The sequence below is a fragment of the Thermomonas sp. genome (assembly GCF_029945965.1).
Classification (GTDB): Bacteria; Pseudomonadota; Gammaproteobacteria; order Xanthomonadales; family Xanthomonadaceae; genus Thermomonas.
The window spans coordinates 241,884-260,313 of the sequence record NZ_JAQSDO010000012.1 but is presented as its reverse complement, the minus strand read 5'-3'; the positions used below and the strand labels follow the sequence as shown (position 1 = coordinate 260,313).

At 63.2% G+C, this 18,430-nt stretch carries 15 protein-coding genes; 9 read left to right on the top strand and 6 right to left on the bottom strand.

Annotated elements, in window-relative coordinates; genetic code table 11:
• Positions 1–183: 183 nt before the first annotated feature.
• The 3 genes from PSV05_RS06300 to PSV05_RS06290 form a co-directional block, all read right to left on the bottom strand.
• Positions 184–576 (bottom strand): MAPEG family protein, encoded by a 393-nt coding sequence (locus PSV05_RS06300; RefSeq protein ID WP_300063135.1) that lies wholly within the window; start codon positions 574–576, stop codon positions 184–186.
• A 97-nt stretch (positions 577–673) separates the two neighbouring features.
• Complete coding sequence (locus tag PSV05_RS06295) at positions 674–2,422, bottom strand: M28 family metallopeptidase (protein ID WP_300063132.1); 1,749 nt, start codon at positions 2,420–2,422, stop codon at positions 674–676.
• 73 nt (positions 2,423–2,495) lie between these two features.
• Positions 2,496–3,200: a hypothetical protein gene (locus tag PSV05_RS06290; protein WP_300063129.1), complete on the bottom strand. Its 705-nt coding sequence runs from the start codon at positions 3,198–3,200 to the stop codon at positions 2,496–2,498.
• 168 nt (positions 3,201–3,368) lie between these two features.
• Between PSV05_RS06290 and gpmI the strand changes: the two genes are divergently transcribed.
• The 3 genes from gpmI to PSV05_RS06275 all read left to right on the top strand — a co-directional run bounded on the left by gpmI (position 3,369) and on the right by PSV05_RS06275 (position 7,714).
• Positions 3,369–4,928, top strand: a complete 1,560-nt coding sequence (gpmI, locus tag PSV05_RS06285) for a 2,3-bisphosphoglycerate-independent phosphoglycerate mutase (protein WP_300063127.1) — start codon at positions 3,369–3,371, stop codon at positions 4,926–4,928.
• A complete protein-coding gene (locus PSV05_RS06280; RefSeq protein WP_300063124.1) occupies positions 4,928–6,136 on the top strand; it encodes a peptidoglycan DD-metalloendopeptidase family protein in 1,209 nt (402 codons plus the stop codon). The genes gpmI and PSV05_RS06280 overlap by 1 nt, the downstream gene beginning before the upstream one ends.
• A gap of 153 nt (positions 6,137–6,289) precedes the next feature.
• On the top strand, positions 6,290–7,714 hold the full coding sequence (locus PSV05_RS06275) for a S41 family peptidase (protein ID WP_300063121.1): 1,425 nt from the start codon (positions 6,290–6,292) through the stop codon (positions 7,712–7,714).
• Here PSV05_RS06275 and PSV05_RS06270 read toward each other — a convergent pair.
• Complete coding sequence (locus tag PSV05_RS06270) at positions 7,708–8,400, bottom strand: rhomboid family intramembrane serine protease (RefSeq protein WP_300063118.1); 693 nt, start codon at positions 8,398–8,400, stop codon at positions 7,708–7,710. The genes PSV05_RS06275 and PSV05_RS06270 overlap by 7 nt on opposite strands.
• A gap of 215 nt (positions 8,401–8,615) precedes the next feature.
• On the opposite strand from PSV05_RS06270, the gene PSV05_RS06265 reads away from it, so the two are divergent.
• Positions 8,616–10,046: an outer membrane protein transport protein gene (locus tag PSV05_RS06265; protein WP_300063115.1), complete on the top strand. Its 1,431-nt coding sequence runs from the start codon at positions 8,616–8,618 to the stop codon at positions 10,044–10,046.
• A 74-nt stretch (positions 10,047–10,120) separates the two neighbouring features.
• Here PSV05_RS06265 and putA read toward each other — a convergent pair whose 3' ends face one another.
• On the bottom strand, positions 10,121–13,294 hold the full coding sequence (putA, locus tag PSV05_RS06260) for a bifunctional proline dehydrogenase/L-glutamate gamma-semialdehyde dehydrogenase PutA (protein WP_300063158.1): 3,174 nt from the start codon (positions 13,292–13,294) through the stop codon (positions 10,121–10,123).
• 359 nt (positions 13,295–13,653) lie between these two features.
• Between putA and coxB the strand changes: the two genes are divergently transcribed.
• Genes coxB through PSV05_RS06235 form a run of 5 tightly spaced genes read left to right on the top strand, consistent with a single transcriptional unit; the run spans position 13,654 to position 17,925 of the window.
• Positions 13,654–14,580 (top strand): cytochrome c oxidase subunit II, encoded by a 927-nt coding sequence (gene coxB, locus PSV05_RS06255; protein ID WP_300063112.1) that lies wholly within the window; start codon positions 13,654–13,656, stop codon positions 14,578–14,580.
• Between the two features lie 29 nt (positions 14,581–14,609).
• Positions 14,610–16,223 carry a cytochrome c oxidase subunit I gene (ctaD, locus tag PSV05_RS06250; protein WP_300063109.1) on the top strand — a complete coding sequence of 538 codons (1,614 nt, stop codon included), beginning with the start codon at positions 14,610–14,612 and terminating at the stop codon, positions 16,221–16,223.
• A 12-nt stretch (positions 16,224–16,235) separates the two neighbouring features.
• Complete coding sequence (locus PSV05_RS06245; protein WP_300063107.1) at positions 16,236–16,379, top strand: hypothetical protein; 144 nt, start codon at positions 16,236–16,238, stop codon at positions 16,377–16,379.
• Positions 16,376–16,966 (top strand): cytochrome c oxidase assembly protein, encoded by a 591-nt coding sequence (locus tag PSV05_RS06240; RefSeq protein WP_300063105.1) that lies wholly within the window; start codon positions 16,376–16,378, stop codon positions 16,964–16,966. The genes PSV05_RS06245 and PSV05_RS06240 overlap by 4 nt, the downstream gene beginning before the upstream one ends.
• Before the next feature lie 59 nt (positions 16,967–17,025).
• A complete protein-coding gene (locus PSV05_RS06235) occupies positions 17,026–17,925 on the top strand; it encodes a cytochrome c oxidase subunit 3 (protein WP_300063102.1) in 900 nt (299 codons plus the stop codon).
• A gap of 235 nt (positions 17,926–18,160) precedes the next feature.
• On the opposite strand, the gene PSV05_RS06230 is transcribed toward PSV05_RS06235, so the two are convergent.
• A complete protein-coding gene (locus PSV05_RS06230; RefSeq protein WP_300063099.1) occupies positions 18,161–18,388 on the bottom strand; it encodes a twin transmembrane helix small protein in 228 nt (75 codons plus the stop codon).
• Positions 18,389–18,430: the final 42 nt, after the last annotated feature.

Below are 18,430 nucleotides of genomic sequence, written 5' to 3'. Positions count from 1 at the left end.
TCATCGCCAGGGGCTTTATCCCAAACAAACCCCCAGACCATCAGGTCTGGGGGTTTGTTGTTTAGTCATAACAGTTATCACGACTGCCGCTGCCGGATACCTCAGAACAAGGATCGCTGCGGGGATGGGGTGGCTGCCCTGGTGATTCAGAAAGGCAGTCAGTCGTAGTAAGTAGTAATCGGATCAGCCCGCCACTTTCAACGCTGCTGACAACATCAAACCAATGACAGAAGCAAAGCCTCCAAACCACACCAGGCTACGCAAGGAATGCAAGTCTGCGATATAGAAAATGCCGTGCAGGATCCGGAATGCCACGAATGCCATCGCAAGCCAGATGATTCTTTGGCCATCGACCTGTGCGAATTGCGCCATCAGCACGCTGGCGGCAAAAGGTGGGAAGGCCTCGTATGCATTCAGCTGGGCGGCATAGGCACGTTTTCCACGTGGATTTTCCTGACGGGCCTGCCAGCCGCGCGGGTCACGGTTGTTGTAGCGCTCGCCACCAGCCTTGGCGATTGAAACCCAGGCATAGGGCAATGCGGCTGCGATCAGGATGCACCAGTACGCGATAGACATCGGGAGCCCTCCGGGCCTTGGTGGAGCTGCCAGCCTAGCCGATCAGGGTGGTGGTCATTGCGACCGCGACCGTGAACATGACGTGTTGCGTGGCGGACTACTTGCTGACGGCGTGGGCGGTGGCAGGTATCGGGTGCATGTCGTCGCGCGCAGCCTTGAATGGATTGCCCTTGTACCAGTTCGGCCACTGGCCGTCGTTCGCGAGTGTTGCACCGACTGTTTGCAACGCTTCCAGATCCTGGATGATGCCATCGACCTTCCAGGTCGCGGCATCGAACTGGTCACCCGGCTTGTGATAGCGGTGGTTGTTGTAATCCTCGGCAGCGGCTTTGCCGGCACGCGTTCCACCATCGATCAGGTCGGTGCCGCTCTCCAGATACAGCGCGGGTACGCCAGCCTTGGCAAAATTGAAGTGATCGGACCGGAAATATGAGCCTGCTGCGGTGTTGTCTTCGCCAACCGGCTTGCGGTGTTGCTGCGCCAGCACGGTATTCAGCACGTCCTCCAGCTGCGAACTGCCCTTGCCGACCACGCTGACGTCATGCGCCTTGCCGATCGGGGACAGTGCATCGATATTGAACACGGCGACGGTCTTGTCCAGCGGTATCACCGGGTGGGCAACGTAATACTTGGAACCCAGCAGCCCTGATTCCTCCAGCGTGACGGCCAGGAACAGGATCGAGCGCTTGGGGGGCGTGGGGGCCTTGCGGAAGGCCTCGGCAATTTCGAGAATCCCGGCGACGCCGGTCGCGTTGTCCACGGCGCCGTTGTAGATGTTGTCGCCCCCGTTCTCGGCAGACGCTTCGCCAGCATGCGTGCCCAGATGATCCCAGTGGGCCATGTAGATGATGGCTTCGTCCGGGGTTTCGCTGCCCGGCAGCAGGCCGATCACGTTGCGCGAGGTCTTTTCGATGCTGCTGCTTTTCAGGTCGAATGAGACCTTGGCGTCCATCGGGACCGGCTTGAAGCCGCGCTTGTTGGCAGCGACGCGCAGCCTGGACAGATCCAGCCCGGCGCCTGTGAACAGAGTCTTGGCGGCATCGCCGGTAATCCAACCCTGCGCAGGCAGGCGCGGTACGGGATCGTCCTTGGCGGGTAGGTCGTACTGGGGCCCGGACCAGGAATTCTTCACCACGTCCCAGCCGTAGGACGCGCCTTCGGTATCGTGGATGATCAGCGCGGCGGCGGCGCCCCTGCGCGCTGCCTCGTCGAACTTGTATGTCCAGCGGCCGTAATAGGTCATGCGCTTGCCATCGAACATCTTGGCATCGTGCACGTGGAAGCCGGGATCATTGACCAGCATCACCACGGTCTTGCCCTTCACGTCCAGGCCGGCGTAGTCGTTCCAGTCCTGTTCCGGGGCGTCCACGCCGTAACCGACGAATACCAGCTGGCTGTCTTTCACGCTGATGTCAGCCTGGCCTGTGCGTGTGCCGATCACCATGTCGGTGCCGAACTTCAGCTCCTGAGGCTTGCCGGCCACGTCGAGCTTGAGCGACGTCGACTCGTCGGCCGTGGTTTCCACCATCGGCACGGTCTGGAACCAATCGCTGCCATTGCCGGGCTGCAGGCCGATACGGGCGAACTGGGTCTTGATGTAGTCGATCGATGCATCTTCGCCGGGTGTACCCGGGCCACGTCCACCGAACGCATCCGATGCAAGCGTCTTGACGTGCTCCTCGAAGTCCCCGGCATCGATGGCTGCGGAGAATTCATGGGCGCTGGTCGCCGCCATTTCGGCTGCAGGCGCTTGCGCCCCGGCATCGGTCGTGGAGGTGTCGTTGCTGCGAGGGCTACAGGCGCAAAGCACCAGCAGGGCGAGCGGAAGGATGGCAAGACGCATCATGGAACTCCAGTTCGAGTCCCCTGATTCTAACCATGATACCTATCCATGCTGGCGGCTACGTGCTGTGCAGGACTCAGTCCTTCGGCGGCGTGTTGCCATCGAAGCGCACCGCGGTCGCGCCGCGCAGGCTGCCAATGCGGGCGCTGGAATGCACGTAGAGCTTCACTTCACGCTCGAACACCAGCGGCCCTTCGACCACGGCATCGGGGCCGATCACGATCCGCGGGATTTTCTGCTTGCCAATCCGGAAGCTCCAGCCCTTGTTGGGTTTCTCGACATGGATGCCGCCCTTCACGTGCGATCCAACGCCCACGGTGATGTCGCCATTGACGGTTACGATGCCGCCACCCAGGTCGGTGTCGACCACGCCGATGGCGCCATTCACGGTTTCGATGCCGCGCGACACCTTGCCGCCGCGGTCGACGAAGATCCCGCCGTTGACAGTCTCGATGTTGCCGTCGATCTGCGCGCGTTCACCCATGCGGATGCTGCCATTGACCGTGCTCAGCGAGCGGGACTGGATATCGTCGTCGGCACGGATGCTGCCGTTCACGGTCTCCGCCGCCTCGATATGGGCGCCCGCTTCGATGCGGATACTGCCGTTGACGGTACTCAGGTCGCCATACGCCTGGCCGGCTTCGGCGGTGATGCTGCCGTTGACCTTGTCGATATCCTGACCATGGCCCTGCGCAGCAGGATCATGGGTGGCGGCGGTGCCAGACAGGGCGGCGGTACCCGACAGAGCAAAAAGGGCGGCGAACAAAAGGGAACGGTTCATGCGGAACTCCGTGGCGTGATGCAGGCTGTGATGCGGCCAGCGCGGGTTTGGTTTACATGCATGTCGACATGATGTCGGAGTGCCGTGTGTTGGCAGGCCTTCGCTACAATCGCCCCAAGTCTGCACCAAGCCCGCCACCGGGCATCGCCCATCCGTCATGGAGCTTCTGTGTCCAATCCCGTTCCTGCCCGCCCCAAGCCTGTCGTCCTGCTGATCCTGGACGGTTGGGGGCATCGCGAGGAAACCCAGGACAACGCCCTGGCACTGGCTGAACTGCCGAACTGGCGCAACTTGCTGGCCACCTGCCCGCATACGCTGGTGCATACCGAAGGTCGCCATGTCGGCCTGCCGGACGGGCAGATGGGTAATTCCGAGGTCGGCCACATGAATCTCGGTGCTGGCCGCATCGTCTACCAGGACCTGACCCGGATCGATGCCGCGATCGAGGATGGCAGCTTCTTCGCCAATGACGAGTTGCGTGCAGCGTGTGCAGCAGCCAAGCAATCCGGCGGCACCTTGCATGTGATGGGCCTGCTGTCGCCTGGCGGTGTGCATAGCCATCAAGCACATATTTTCGCGATGCTCGAACTCGCTCGTCGCGAAGGTGTGCCGCGCGTCGCGGTGCATGCGTTCCTGGACGGTCGCGATACCCCGCCACGGTCGGCCGAAGCCAGCCTGCGGGCGCTTCAGGCGGCTTGCGACAAGGCCGGCAACGCACATATCGCCACGGTCGGCGGACGCTATTACGCAATGGATCGCGACCAGCGCTGGGAGCGCGTTCGGCGCGGCTGGGACGCGATTGTCGATGCCAAGAGCGAGCAGCATGCAGGCGATGCGCTGGCAGCGCTGCGCGAGGCTTATGCGCGTGGTGAGAATGATGAATTCGTGGCGCCATCTGTTATCGAGAACGGCGTACTTGCTGGCGCGCAGCCAATGCGCGATGGCGATGCGGTGGTGTTCATGAATTTTCGTGCTGATCGCGCCCGCCAGCTGACCGCGGCGTTCGTGGATCCGGCGTTCGCGGGCTTCGATGCGCGGCGCCCGGTGTTGTCGCGTTTCGTGTGCCTGACCGAATACGACGCCAAGCTACCGGCGCCGGTTGCATTCTCCCCTGACGACCTGCGCCAGACCTATGGCGAAATCCTGGCTGATGCCGGCTTGACCCAGTTGCGCATCGCCGAGACCGAAAAATACGCGCACGTCACCTTCTTCTTCAGCGGCGGTCGCGAGGATCCGTTCCCCGGCGAATCGCGGATCCTGATCCCGAGCCCGCAGGTTGCGACCTACGACCTGCAGCCGGAAATGAGCTGCCCGGAACTGACCGCCAAACTCGTCGAAGCGATCGAACAGCAGCGCTTCGATGCCATCGTCTGCAACATCGCCAATCCGGACATGGTTGGCCACAGCGGCATCCTTGAGGCGGCGATCCTGGCCGCGCAGGCGGTGGATGTGGCGATCGGCAAGATCACCGAGGCCGTGCGGCATGTCGGCGGTGCGCTACTGGTTACCGCCGACCACGGCAACCTGGAGCTCATGCGCGACCAGATCACCGGCCAGCCGCATACCGCGCATACGGTCGGGCCGGTGCCGCTGGTTTATGTAGGCGAACGTAAGGTGCAGCTGCGCGATGGTGGCGCACTACGCGATATCGCCCCTACGCTGCTCGATCTGCTCGGTCTGCCGCAACCCGCGCCGATGAGCGGTCGCAGCCTGCTGTTGCCGATGTGATGCAACGCGTCGTCGCAGCGTTGGTACTGGCATTGGCATTCGTGGCCGGCGCGCATGCGCAGGCCGTACAGGATCGGCACGATGCCGAGCGCAAGCTGCAAGTCGTGCGCAGCGAACTGAAGTCGGTGGCCACGGAGCGGCGCAAGCTGGAAGGCCAGCGTGGCGATGCCAGCCGCAAATTGCGCCAGGCCGACGAACAGGTTGGTGGCGTGCAGCGTGCGCTGCGCGAAGCCGAGACCAGCCTCCAGCGCGACACTGCCAGCCTTCAGAAGCTGCAGGCCGAACGCATCAAGGGCAATACAGAACTCGATGGCAAGCGCGAGGAACTGGCGCGACTGCTGCGCGCGGCGCAGGTCGCGGGCGACGAAGCGCCACTGAAGGCGTTGCTCGCGCAGGATCGTATCGCCGATGCCGAACGCGCATTGACCTACCAGGGCTACCTGCAACGCGGCCAGGCCCAGCGCATCCGCGCGTTGACCGCGGAGCTGCTACGGATCGACGCGCTGGAGCAGGAGATCACCGATCGCCAAGTGGCGCTGGATCGTGACCGTAAGCAGCAGCAGACAACGTTGTCCGAGCTGGAGCAGGCACGCAAGCAACGCGCCGGCGTACTGGCCGGGCTCGATGAGCAATACAAGGATCGCGCCGGACGTGAGCATGCCTTGGGGCGCGATGCCAAGGCCCTGCAGAACCTGCTTGCGCAACTGCGCGCCGCGGCGGCGCGTGCGGCGCGTGAAGCCAAGGCCGAAGCCGCGCGGCAGGCAGCGGCCGGCAACCGACGCACGACGGCGCCTGAAAAGCGAATTGCCAGTGCGCCTGCATTGCGTGTCGGTGGATTGGGTTGGCCGGTGACGGGGAATTTGTTGGCGGCCTACGGCGGCAAGCTGCCGGATGGTCGCCGCAGCGACGGCGTGCTGGTGGCGGCACCGGCCGGAACCACGGTGAAGGCGGTGGCCGATGGCCAGGTGGTGTTCGCCGACTGGATGACTGGTTACGGCATGATCCTGATCATCGACCATGGCAACGGCTACATGAGCCTGTACGCGCACAACGATGGCCTGCTGCGTGATGCCGGCGACATGGTCAAGCGTGGCGATGCAGTGGCCAGCGTCGGCAAGTCGGGTGGCCAGGAACTGCCTGCGCTCTACTTTGAATTGCGTCGCAACGGCGAACCGGTCGATCCGCGCGGTTGGTTGCAGCATCAGTAATGTGCAGGCGCGCCCAAAGCACACACACACGACACATGGTTGCCTGCATCATGTCCCAAAGCATGGCAAATAATCGCGATGCGAGGAACCACGTCCGGGCCTGCTGGTCGAACGCCAGAACACCAGAACCACGATGAACCACTGGAGCGAAACATGCGAAACCGCTTTTCTGTCCTGTTGGTAGACATCGTCATCGCCGCCGCACTGTGCGCCGCGCCATTACACGTGCTGGCGCAGGTCGCTGCGCCGGAAGTATCCCGGCCGGGAGCATCGCCGCAAGAAGCATCCCCGCAAGAAGCGTCCCAAAAGACCGACGAAGTCGCCGCCAGCGACGATCCCGATGCGGTGCGCATCAAGGCCGCCAAGGTGCCGCTGGACGAGATCCGTCGCTACGTAATGGTCTACAACGCGATCAAGCAGGCCTATGTCGATCCGGTCGACGATCATGCGTTGATGCAATCGGCGGTGCGCGGCTTGCTGCTGGACCTCGATCCACACAGCGCCTACCTGCAGAAAGCCGACGCGGAGGACTTCAACGAGTTCACCCGTGGCGCTTACGACGGCGTCGGCCTGGAGCTGCAACAGCTGCCTGAAGGCGGCTTGCGGATCATCGCGCCGTTGGACGACAGCCCGGCTGACCGCGCCGGACTGCGCAGTGGCGACTGGATCATCAGCCTCGACGGCAAGATGCTGGCACCAGGCGACGCCGACAGTTCGGCCCCGCTGCGTGGCGTCGCCGGAACCAAGATCGTGCTCGAGGTGGTGCGTGAAGGCACGCCCAAGCCATTCAAGGTGACCCTTGTGCGCGAAACCATCCGCACCAGCAGCGTGCGTTCGAAGATGCTTGAACCCGGCTTCGGCTACGTGCGCCTGAGCAGCTTCCAGGCAGCGACAGCGACGGATTTCGTGCATGCACTGGACACCCTGCAGAAGCCGGGCCTGTTGCGCGGCTTGCTGATCGACATGCGCAGCAATCCAGGCGGCTTGCTGGTCGGCGCGGTGCAGATCGCCGATGAATTGCTGGATTCCGGTGGCATCGTCAGTACCCGTGGCCGCGAGGCGATCGGCAACACTCGTTTCGACGCCACCCCGGGCGACCTCCTGAAGGGTGCGCCGATCGTGCTGCTGGTCGATGCTGGCTCCGCCAGTGCCGCCGAGGTATTGGCTGGCGCACTGCACGACAACAAGCGCGCGACTGTTGTAGGCAGTCGCACCTTCGGCAAGGGCTCGGTGCAGACCTTGCTGCCGCTGGACAATGGCGACTCGGTCAAACTCACCACCGCGCGTTATTACACGCCAAGCGGACACTCGATCCAGGCGCTGGGCATCGTCCCCGACATCGTGCTCAAGCCTGAAGGCGGCGGCAAGGCTGCTCGCCCGGTCAGTGAAGCGGCATTGCCACGCCACCTGCAGGGTGAAGAGGCCGAGGTGTTCGAAGGCGACAACGCTGGCGATGTATTGCCCGGGCAGGCGCCGATTGCCGCCGCCCTGGTGGAATTGAAGAAGCTGGCTGGCGTGGCCGTTGCCCCCCCGCTGCCGGCGAAATCGAAACCGAAGGTGGGCGCGAAAACTCAGTAGCCGCGGCTATGCCGCAGGCGGCGTGCGATCGCCGCCCGGGTCAACAGGGCGAACACGATGCCGAACAGGAAGCCGGCGATATGTGCCGGCCATGCCACTGCGCCGAGTGCCGGGCCGCTATATGCGAATACGACCTGCAGCAGTGCCCACAGCCCGATCAGCAGCGATGCCGGTACCCGCACGAATTCAAGGAACAGCCCCAACGGCAACACCACGCCCAGCCGCGCCCCCGGGAACAGCGCAAGATAGGCCCCGATCACCGCCGACACCGCGCCGCTGGCGCCGATGATCACCCGGTCGGGGGCTTCGATGGCCAGCACCGCCGCCAGATTGGCCGCCGCGCCGCCGACCAGGAACAAAGCCAGGAACCGCCATCCACCCATGACGCGTTCCGCGGGCAAGCCGAAGATCAGCAGGAATACCAGGTTGCCGAGCAGGTGGAGCCAGTCGGCATGCAGGAACAGGGCAGAGAACAGGCGCAGGACACTGCCATCGGCCATTGCCTCGCGCCATGCATCGACCGTGTCCAGACCGCCGGACAGCACGCCCCAGTCCAGTGGAGTGCCTTCGCGCAATGCCGGTTCGCGCATCGCAGCCAGGACGTAAGCGAGCCAAAGCGCGGCGAACAGCAGGGGCGTTGCCCAGCGGATCGTGGCTTTCCTGCGGTTGTCGATGCCGACGAACATGAGCTCTACTGTACTCGTAGCGTATTCATGATTAAATGTTAGCGACAGGTTAATATGCCGCCCAGATATCTCGCATACGGCGCAGTATGTTTGGGGATGCCTGCTCACGGCAGGGTCCCGGCAGCGGCGTTGGAATTCATGTGATCGTGATTTGCACCAGATACCCACAACAACAACCCACTCCCTGCAGCTTAGTGTTTCCGGAGAAGATCCAAATGAAGACCAATTCCCGTAGTTTTCGCGTTACCGCGCTGGCGCTTGCCGTCCTCGGCACGCTGGCCGCTAGCCAGGCCAGTGCCTCCGGCTTCCAGCTCCGCGAGAACAGCGCCAAGGCACTCGGCCGCGCCGGTGCCGGCAGCGCCGTCGCCAAGGACGCCGCCGTGGTGTCCAACAATCCTGCTGCAATGGCCCAGTTCGACAAGCTGACCATGCAGTCGGACCTGACCGTGATCGACCTCAACGCCAAGTTCACCGGCAGCTCCTGCACCCCGGTCAGCGCCACGGTATGCGTGCCGATCGGTGGCGGTAACGGTGGCGATCCGGGTGCCCCCACCCTGGTGCCGGCCATGGCCGTGGTGATTCCGCTCAGCGGCAGCCTCGAGCGCCTGACCGTCGGTGCCAGCATCAGTGCGCCGTTTGGCCTGTCCACCGAGTACGATCCGACCTGGGTCGGCCGCTACAACGCCACCAAGTCTGAAGTGAAGACCCCCGCGTTGACCCTGTCGGCCGCATACAAGGTCACCCCGACCTTCTCGCTGGGTGTCGGCTTCATCTACCAGCGCACCGAAGTGACCTTGGCCAACGGGGTCGACTTCGGTCGCCTGCTTGCCGCAGCCGGCGTCCCGGGGGGCACCATCGGTAACCCGGTGACCGATGGTTCGGTTTCGATCACGGGTGCCGACAACGGCACTGGCTGGGTCGCGGGCATGCAGTTCACCCCGAACGATCAGTTCAGCATCGGCTACTCGCATCGTTCCGAGATCACCCACAATATCAAGGGCCAAGCCGACTTCACGGTGCCGGCTGCATTCCTCGGCGCACAGCCGGGGTTCCGGGCCGTCGCCGCGGCCTATGCGCAGTTGCCTGCCAATGATCCGCGTCGCGCCGCAATTCCGCAGCTGCTGGTGTTGGGCAACGGCTTTTCCGATACGGGCGGCAATGCCAAGCTGACCACGCCAAGCATCGATACTGTCAGTGTGCAGTACAACGCCAGCAACGTGCTGCGTCTCTACGGAGACATCCAGCGTACCGGCTGGACCTCGCTGCCTTCGGTGGTGATCGATTTCGTGAATCCCTATCAGCCCGACAGCGCCGAGCCGTTCAACTGGAAGAACACCATGTTCTACAGCGTCGGCGTGGAATACGACCTCAACGAGGCGTTCACCATTCGCGGCGGCATCGCCAAGGACGAGTCACCGACCAACAACATCGACCGTACTCCGCGCCTGCCCGACAACAATCGCCAGCTGTATTCAGTTGGCTTCAGCTGGCATGCCAGCGAGCACATTTCGATCGATGCGGCGTATCAGAAGATCACCATCGACAAGCCGAACGTGAATATCCTGTCGTCGAGTGGTTCGCGCCTGACCGGCTCGTTCGATGGCAGCGCCAACCTGTACTCGGTGGGTGCCAGCTACAAGTTCTGATCCAACGTGACACGAACAAGAAAAAGCCCCACGAAAGCGGGGCTTTTTTGTTGGGTGCTGAACGCCCGTTGGCCTTAATCACCCAATGTCAGCAACGACGCATTCCCACCCGCGGCGGTGGTGTTGATGGTGACCGTCTTTTCCGTCGCGAAACGCGGCAGGTAATGCGGGCCGCCAGCCTTGGGGCCAGTGCCGGACAGGCCCTGGCCACCGAACGGCTGCACCCCGACCACCGCGCCGATCTGGTTGCGGTTGACGTAGATGTTGCCGACCTTGGTGCGGCTGACGATGCGTTCGATGGTGGCGTCGATACGCGAATGGATGCCCAGGGTCAGGCCGTAGCCGGTGCTGTTGATGGCGTCGATCACTGCGTCCAGCGCCTCGGCCTTCCAGCGGATTACATGCAGGGCCGGGCCAAAGTTCTCCCGATGCAGTTGCGACAGCGAGTGCAGTTCCCAGGCACGTGGGGCAAAAAACGTGCCGTGGGTGGTCTCGGGGCCGAGCGGGGTCATGGCGATCAGCTGTGCTTCGGATGCCATGCGCTCGGCATGCGCGTCCAGCATGCGCAGCGCATCGTCGTCGATGACCGGACCGATGTCAGTGGAGGGTAGGCCGGGATTGCCAACGGACAGTTCCGCCATCGCGCCGGTCAGCATGTGGATGACCTTGTCGGCGATGTCGTCCTGCACCAGCAGCACGCGCGCCGCGGAGCATCGCTGCCCGGCGGAGGTGAACGCCGAGCCCATCACGTCCTTGACCACTTGTTCGGGTAGCGAGGATGAATCCGCGATCATCGCGTTTTGGCCGCCGGTCTCCGCGATCAGCGTACCGATCGCGCCATCACGCGCGGCCAGGGCGCGGTTGATCGCCAGTGCGGTCGCGTTGGAGCCGGTGAACACCACACCGGTGACGCGTGGGTCCGCTGTCAGTGCCGCGCCGACGGTTGCGCCATCGCCGGGCACGAACTGCAGCACGTTCGTCGGGATGCCGGCTTCGTGCATCAGCTTGACTGCCGCGTGGCCAATCAGGCTGGTCTGTTCCGCAGGCTTGGCGATGACGCTATTGCCGGCGGCGAGCGCCACCGCAACCTGGCCGATGAAGATCGCCAGCGGGAAGTTCCATGGGCTGATGCATACGAAGACGCCACGCCCTGACAGTTGCAGGGAATTCGTTTCCCCGGTGGGTCCGGGCAGGACCATCGGCACGAAATGTTCGCGCGCCTGCAACGCGTAATAGCGCATGAAGTCCACCGCCTCGCGCACTTCGGCGATGCCGTCGGCCAGGGTCTTGCCGGCTTCCTTGGTGCACATCGCCATGTAGGCCGGCATACGCGCCTCCAGTAGGTCGGCGGCATGCTCCAGGACCGCCGCGCGACTGCTGGCGGGCGTCGCATTCCATGCTGGCTGTGCGGCGACCGCATTGGCCAGCGCGCGTTCGACCGTGGCGCTGTCGGCGGCCTGCCAATGGCCGACGACCTCACGGCGGTCAGCTGGATTGGTGACGGCGATTTTTTCGCCAGCGGAGGTTGCGCCCGGTACCAGTGGCGCCGAGGTCCAGCTGCCGGCACCGGCATTGTTGAGGGCGGCTGCGAGCTCCCGCAGCTGGTCGTCGTTGGCGAGGTTGATACCCATGGAATTGTCTCGGTCCTGGCCTTGGCTGCGGTACAGATTGACCGGCAGCGGGATGCGGGGGTGCGGGATTGGATTGAATGCGGCCACTGCCTGGACCGGATCGCGGATCAGGTCCTCGATCGCCACGTTTTCATCGGTGATACGGTTGACGAAGCTGGAGTTGGCACCGTTTTCCAGCAGCCTGCGGACCAGGTACGGCAACAGATCCTCGTGGCTGCCCACCGGCGCGTACACGCGACAGGCGACATCAAGTCGCTCCGCTGGAATGACTTCGGCATACAGGTCGTCGCCCATGCCGTGCAATTTCTGGAATTCGAAGTCACGGCGACCTCGAATGCTGCGTGCCATCCGGTGCACGCTGGCGATCGTCTGCGCGTTGTGGGTGGCGAACATCGGATAGATCGCATCGCCGGCATCGAGCATTCTGCGCGCATTTGCCAGGTACGACACGTCGGTGTTCTGCTTGCGTGTGAAGAGCGGATAGCCAGCCTGGCCATCGACCTGCGCGCGCTTGATCTCGGCGTCCCAGTACGCGCCCTTGACCAGGCGCACCGGGATCCGGCGACCGATCCTGCGTGCAAGATCGGCGAGATAGTCGATGACCTGGGGGGCGCGCTTCTGGTAGGCCTGGACCGCAAGCCCATAGCCATTCCAGCCGGCCAGTAAGACATCGGAAATCGTCGCTTCGATCAGATCCAGCGACAACTCCAGACGTTCGGTTTCCTCGGCATCGATGGTGAAGCCGATCCCGTATTGTTTGGCCAGCTGGGCCAGCTCAAGCACCCGCGGCGCGAGTTCGGCCATGATCCGCGCGTGCTTGGCGTGTTCGTAGCGCGGGTGCAATGCCGACAACTTCACGGAAATGCTGGGAGCCGCGAATACATCGCCGCTGGTGAACGAGCCGCCCGGACCGCTGCGGCCAATCGCATGGATCGCGCCGCGGTAGGCCTCCTGATAGCGCAGCGCATCGGCGGTGGTCACAGCGCCTTCGCCGAGCATGTCGAATGAATAGCGATAAGCACGGCCGTCGCCCCTGCGCGCGCGCGCCAGGGCTTCGGCAATCGTGCGGCCCAGCACGAACTGGTGGCCCATGATCTTCATCGCCTGGCGCACCGCCAGCCGGATCACTGGCTCACCCGCACGTCCGACCAGGCGCTGGAAAGCGCCGTTTACATCGCGTTTGGTGTCATCGGCGAGGTCGACGAGCTTGCCGGTCAGCATCAGTCCCCAGGTCGAGGCGTTGACCAGCACTGAGTCCGATTGCCCGAGGTGGCGTTTCCAGTTGGCATCGCCCAGCTTGTCGCGGATCAACGCATCGGCGGTGGCCGGGTCCGGGATGCGCAACAGGGCTTCGGCCACGCACATCAGCAGCACGCCTTCCTCGCTGCCCAGGTCGTACTGGCGCATGAAGGCCTCGACAGCGCCCTGGCTGCGGGCACGCGCGCGCACCCGGCGCACCAGGTCGGCTGCGGTGGCCTGGGCGGCCTCGCGTTCGGCCTCTGGCAGGGCGGCCTGCGCCAGCAGCTCGCGCACATGAACGCTTTCGTCGCGAATCCAGCCTGCAGTGATTGCGGCTCGGCTCGCTTCCGGCTTTGCCGCAAGCTCCGGGGCCAGGATCGGCGCTATCGGGGACGCAATTGGCCACGTGCTTGGCGCCGCGCTTGACAATCGGGGGGTCGGGTCAGTGCTCATTACGCCCGCAGGCTGCCGTTGGGGCGCTTAGTGTAGTGCCGTGGATCATGGTCGGCACGCATGCAGGTTGCCGCAATCGGGCCCCGCAGCTACCATTTCATGGATGTACCCGGCCCTTTGCCTGTCCAAAGGCTGGTTGGGGCATGCATGCAACCAGACCAAAGCAAGACACCAGAACAAGACCATGGCGGGGTTTGCGACGAAACGTGCGCGAACCTGCAGACTCAGTATTCAAGGTAGTGGGGCTCGATGTGATGACACCCGGTCGTATCAAACAATGGGCCATGCAAGGCGCGCTGGCCGGCGCATTGGCATTGCCGATGCTGGCGCAGGCTCAATCCGCCGACCCGCACCGCTGGCAACTGAACATGACGCGTGGCGTCACTCCGACCGCGAACGCCGCCTACGATGCGCACATGTTCGTGCTGTGGGCGTGCGTGGCGATCGGCATCATCGTGTTCGGCGTGATGGCCTATGCGATGTTCACGTTCCGCAAGTCCAAGGGTGCAGTTCCTGCGCAATTCACCCACAACACCACCGCCGAGGTTATCTGGACGGTGGTGCCGGTGCTGATCCTGATCGCACTGGCGTTCCCGGCAACGAGCGGCCTGATGCGCATGTATGACACCAGCGAATCCGAGATGTCGGTCAAGGTCACCGGCTACCAGTGGGTGTGGAAGTACGAATACATGGGTCAGGACGTGGAGTTCACCAGCCGTCTGGATCGCAAGAGCGACGAGGTTCGCCAGAGCGGCGTGGATGCACGCACCGCCAACCTCCCGCATTACCTGCTGGATGTCGACAATCCGCTGGTATTGCCGGTCGGCACCAAGGTCCGGTTTGTCATTACCGCAGACGACGTGATCCATTCGTGGTGGGTGCCGGCACTGGGTTGGAAGCAGGATGCAATCCCGGGCATCGTCAACGAGGCATGGGCCAAGATTGAAACCCCCGGGATCTACCGCGGCCAATGCGCGGAGCTGTGCGGCAAGGACCATGGCTTCATGCCGATCGTTGTCAAGGCCGTGAGCAAGGCCGAGTTCAAGAGTTGGCTGGCTGCCGAACAGGCCAAGCGGACACCTGCGCCCGCCGTGGAAGCTGCGCCTGCCGCCGCACCAGTTGAACCAGCCCCGGCTGCTGTCGAACCCGCCGCGGTCAGCACCGCCCCGAAGACCGAGCAGACCCCGGCTGACGCCGCGGCTGCCGGTTGATCCAAGCATCGATTACCGAGGTTCAGGACATGGCTTACGCCGCGCACCACGACGAGCACGACGACCACGCGCACAAGCAGGGTTTCATCGACCGCTGGTTCTTCTCCACGAACCACAAGGACATCGGCACGCTGTACCTGGTGTTCAGCTTCATCATGTTCATCATCGGCGCCGCGTTCTCGGTGATCATTCGCTCCGAGCTGGCGGAACCCGGTCTGCAATTCGTCGATCCGGAATTCTTCAACCAGATGACCACCATGCACGCGCTGGTGATGATCTTCGGCGGGATCATGCCGGCCTTCGTCGGCCTGGCCAACTGGATGGTGCCGCTGCAGATCGGCGCGCCGGACATGGCGCTGCCGCGCATGAACAACTGGTCGTTCTGGATCCTGCCATTCGCCTTCACGCTGCTGCTGTCGACCCTGTTCATGAATGGTGGTGGGCCCGCCGGCGGCTGGACCATGTATCCACCGCTTTCGCTGCAGGGCGGAAACAGCCTGGCGTTCGTGATCTTCGCCATCCACATGATGGGCATCAGCTCGATCATGGGCGCGATCAACATCATCGCCACCATCCTCAACATGCGCGCCCCGGGCGTGGACCTGCTGAAGATGCCGATCTTCTGCTGGACCTGGCTGATCACCGCGTTCCTGTTGATCGCGGTGATGCCGGTGCTGGCGGGCGCAGTAACCATGCTGCTGACCGACAAGTACTTCGCCACCAGCTTCTTCAACGCGGCTGGTGGCGGCGACCCGGTGATGTACCAGCACATCTTCTGGTTCTTCGGGCATCCGGAGGTCTACATCATGATCCTGCCGGCGTTCGGCATCACCAGCGAGATCATCCCGACCTTCAGCCGCAAGCCGCTGTTCGGCTACCAGGCGATGGTCTACGCCACGGCCGCAATCGCCTTCCTCAGCTTCATCGTGTGGGCCCACCACATGTTCACCGTGGGCATGCCGCTGGGCGGCGAAATCTACTTCATGTTCGCCACCATGCTGATCTCGGTGCCGACCGGGGTGAAGGTGTTCAACTGGATCAGCACCATGTGGCGGGGCTCGTTGACCTTCGAGGCGCCGATGCTGTGGTCGGTGGCGTTCGTGATCCTGTTCACCATCGGTGGCTTCTCTGGGTTGATGCTGGCGATCGTGCCGGCCGACTTCCAGTACCAGGACACCTACTTCGTGGTCGCCCACTTCCACTACGTGCTGGTGACCGGCGCGCTGTTTTCGATCATCGCCGCGGTCTATTACTGGTGGCCGAAGTGGACCGGGCGCATGTACAGCCAGACCTGGGCGAAGGTCCACTTCTGGTGGTCGGTCGTCTTCGTCAACGTGCTGTTCTTCCCGCAGCACTTCCTGGGTCTGGCCGGCATGCCGCGTCGCATCCCGGATTACAACGTGGTGTTCGCGGACTGGAACATGGTCAGCTCGATCGGCGCGTTCGGCATGTTCGTCACCCCGTTCCTGATGTTCGGCATCCTGTACTGGTCGCTCAAGCACGGTCCGAAGGCCGAGGCGCGGGCATGGGAAGGCGCACGTGGGCTGGAATGGACCGTGCCGTCGCCGGCGCCGCACCACACCTTCACCACCCCGCCGGTCATTCGTGATGGCGATCTTGCCCATGGCGACGTCACCCATTGACCGAATAGTGCCGTGACCAATACCCACCAGGACAATCCATCCACGATGCAAGTTGAGCGTGCCCGTCGCGGCGCACGGCGCACGGCATGGTTGCTGGCCGGGATTGTCGTGGCCTTGTATGTGGGATTCATGCTGCTCGGAGCGCTGGGCAAATGAGTGCCGGTCGGCAGCTGGGTGTTGGCAAGATGATCGGCGTGGCGCTGGCTGCGTTTGGATTCGCCTTCACATTGGTGCCGCTGTACCGGGTCGCCTGTCAGAAAGTCTTCGGCGTTCGCCTGGAGCAGGGGCCTGCACAAGTCCGTGCGGATGTCGTGTCCAAGCAGGAGCGCTGGGTCACCATCGAGTTCGATGGTGGGGTCAATTCCAAGTTGCCCTGGCATTTCAAGCCGGAGCAAGCCACGTTGAGGGTGCAGCCTGGTCGTCAGTACGAGGCGCTGTACTTCGCCAGCAACGATAGCGACCGTGCGATCGTTGGTAATGCTGTCCCATCGCTTGCGCCGGCGCGCGCGTCGGGTTATTTCAGCAAGACCGAGTGCTTCTGCTTCACCGCGCAGACCCTGCAGGCAGGGGAGTCGCGTGACATGCCATTACGCTTCATCGTCAATCCGGATCTGCCTGCCGACGTGAAGATAATTACCCTGTCGTATACGTTCTACAAGAATGACGCCCTGACCGCTGCACTGCATTCCGCCAAGGGCGATGCGGGCAACGCCAAAGCCGACGTGGCCCGCGCAGCACCCTGATCCCACACGATTTCCACACGATTCGTCCCAGACATCGAAGCACCGGAAGAGACACCACCATGGCAAATGCCCACGCCGATACCGCCGATCACCACGGAAGTGACGCCGACGTTTACTACATCCCGCATGGCAGCCGCTGGCCGGTATTCGCCTCCGTCGCGCTGTTCACTACCATGGTGGGATTCGGCAGCTGGTTGAATGAAATCAGCTGGGGCCGGACGGTGTTCTTCGTTGGTCTGGCCGCCTTGCTGGCGATCCTGTTCAAGTGGTTCGGCGACGTCATCCGCGAGTCGCTGGCCGGCCGCTACAACAAGCAGGTCGATACTTCGTTCCGGATGGGCATGGTGTGGTTCATCTTTTCCGAGGTGATGTTCTTCGCCGCGTTCTTCGGCGCACTGTTCTATGCGCGCCAGTTCGCCTTGCCGTGGCTCAACGGCGAGGGCGACGGCATGGCGACGCACAGCGTGCTGTGGTCGAACTTCGCCGGCGGCTGGCCAAGTAATGGCCCGGGTGCGGTAGGTGGTCACTACCAGACCGTTCCGGCCTGGGGTCTGCCACTGCTGAATACGCTGATCCTGTTGACGTCGGGCATGACCGTCACGATTGCCCATCACGCCCTGAAAGAGAACAAGCGCGGCGTCCTGATGCTGTTCCTGGGCCTGACCGTACTGCTGGGCTGCCTGTTCCTGTACTTCCAGGCGACCGAGTACATCCACGCCTACCACGTGCTGAACCTGACCTTGGGCTCGGGCATCTACGGTTCAACCTTCTTCATGTTGACCGGTTTCCACGGCGCGCACGTGACCCTTGGCACCATCATGCTGGCGGTGATGTGGCTGCGTTGCGCACGTGGGCATTTCACCAAGGACAACCATTTCGCGTTCGAGGCAGTGGCCTGGTATTGGCACTTCGTGGACGTGGTGTGGTTAGGCCTGTTCCTCTTCGTCTATGTCCTCTGATTCGGCTTCCTGGACTCGGGCTGGCGTTGTTGCAGAGGCGCGCGCAAATGCTCATTGACGCGTCAGTCAACTCCGCTTTGCGCGCTTGCTGCGCCTAGCCAGCGCATCGTCCAGATTGCCAATACGGGGTTCCCGGAACACCAGATACTCGCGGACTATTTGCGTAGTGCCGGACAGGAAAAGAAAAATGACCGGCAATGCCGGCCTTCGCGATTGAAACCCGATCGATGTTGCGTCAGCCGGGATTGCTGCCGATGCCATGGGGGGTGATCCAGCCCATCCAGATGGCCAAGGTCACGAACAGGATCAGTGCCACCGACAACGCGATGCGCTTGGTCAATGAATTCACGGTGCGCTTGGTCTGGCCCTTGTCGACCAGCATGTAGTACAGGCCGGCGCCGAGGTTCCACAGAATGAGAATCAGGACACCGACGATGAGCAGGGTTTTCAGCGAATCGTTCATGGACATTTCCGCGATGCGGACCCGATGTGGCGTGTGCCCATT

Excerpts from the sequence above, each read along its gene's own strand:
- PSV05_RS06290 (WP_300063129.1), bottom strand. The coding sequence starts at position 3,200 with ATGAACCGTTCCCTTTTGTTCGCCGCCCTTTTTGCTCTGTCGGGTACC.
- PSV05_RS06240 (WP_300063105.1), top strand. The coding sequence starts at position 16,376 with ATGAGTGCCGGTCGGCAGCTGGGTGTTGGCAAGATGATCGGCGTGGCG.
- PSV05_RS06280 (WP_300063124.1), top strand. The coding sequence starts at position 4,928 with ATGCAACGCGTCGTCGCAGCGTTGGTACTGGCATTGGCATTCGTGGCC.
- PSV05_RS06265 (WP_300063115.1), top strand. The coding sequence starts at position 8,616 with ATGAAGACCAATTCCCGTAGTTTTCGCGTTACCGCGCTGGCGCTTGCC.
- PSV05_RS06270 (WP_300063118.1), bottom strand. The coding sequence starts at position 8,400 with ATGTTCGTCGGCATCGACAACCGCAGGAAAGCCACGATCCGCTGGGCA.
- PSV05_RS06235 (WP_300063102.1), top strand. The coding sequence starts at position 17,026 with ATGGCAAATGCCCACGCCGATACCGCCGATCACCACGGAAGTGACGCC.
- PSV05_RS06295 (WP_300063132.1), bottom strand. The coding sequence starts at position 2,422 with ATGATGCGTCTTGCCATCCTTCCGCTCGCCCTGCTGGTGCTTTGCGCC.
- PSV05_RS06300 (WP_300063135.1), bottom strand. The coding sequence starts at position 576 with ATGTCTATCGCGTACTGGTGCATCCTGATCGCAGCCGCATTGCCCTAT.
- coxB (WP_300063112.1), top strand. The coding sequence starts at position 13,654 with ATGCAAGGCGCGCTGGCCGGCGCATTGGCATTGCCGATGCTGGCGCAG.
- ctaD (WP_300063109.1), top strand. The coding sequence starts at position 14,610 with ATGGCTTACGCCGCGCACCACGACGAGCACGACGACCACGCGCACAAG.
- PSV05_RS06275 (WP_300063121.1), top strand. The coding sequence starts at position 6,290 with ATGCGAAACCGCTTTTCTGTCCTGTTGGTAGACATCGTCATCGCCGCC.
- PSV05_RS06230 (WP_300063099.1), bottom strand. The coding sequence starts at position 18,388 with ATGAACGATTCGCTGAAAACCCTGCTCATCGTCGGTGTCCTGATTCTC.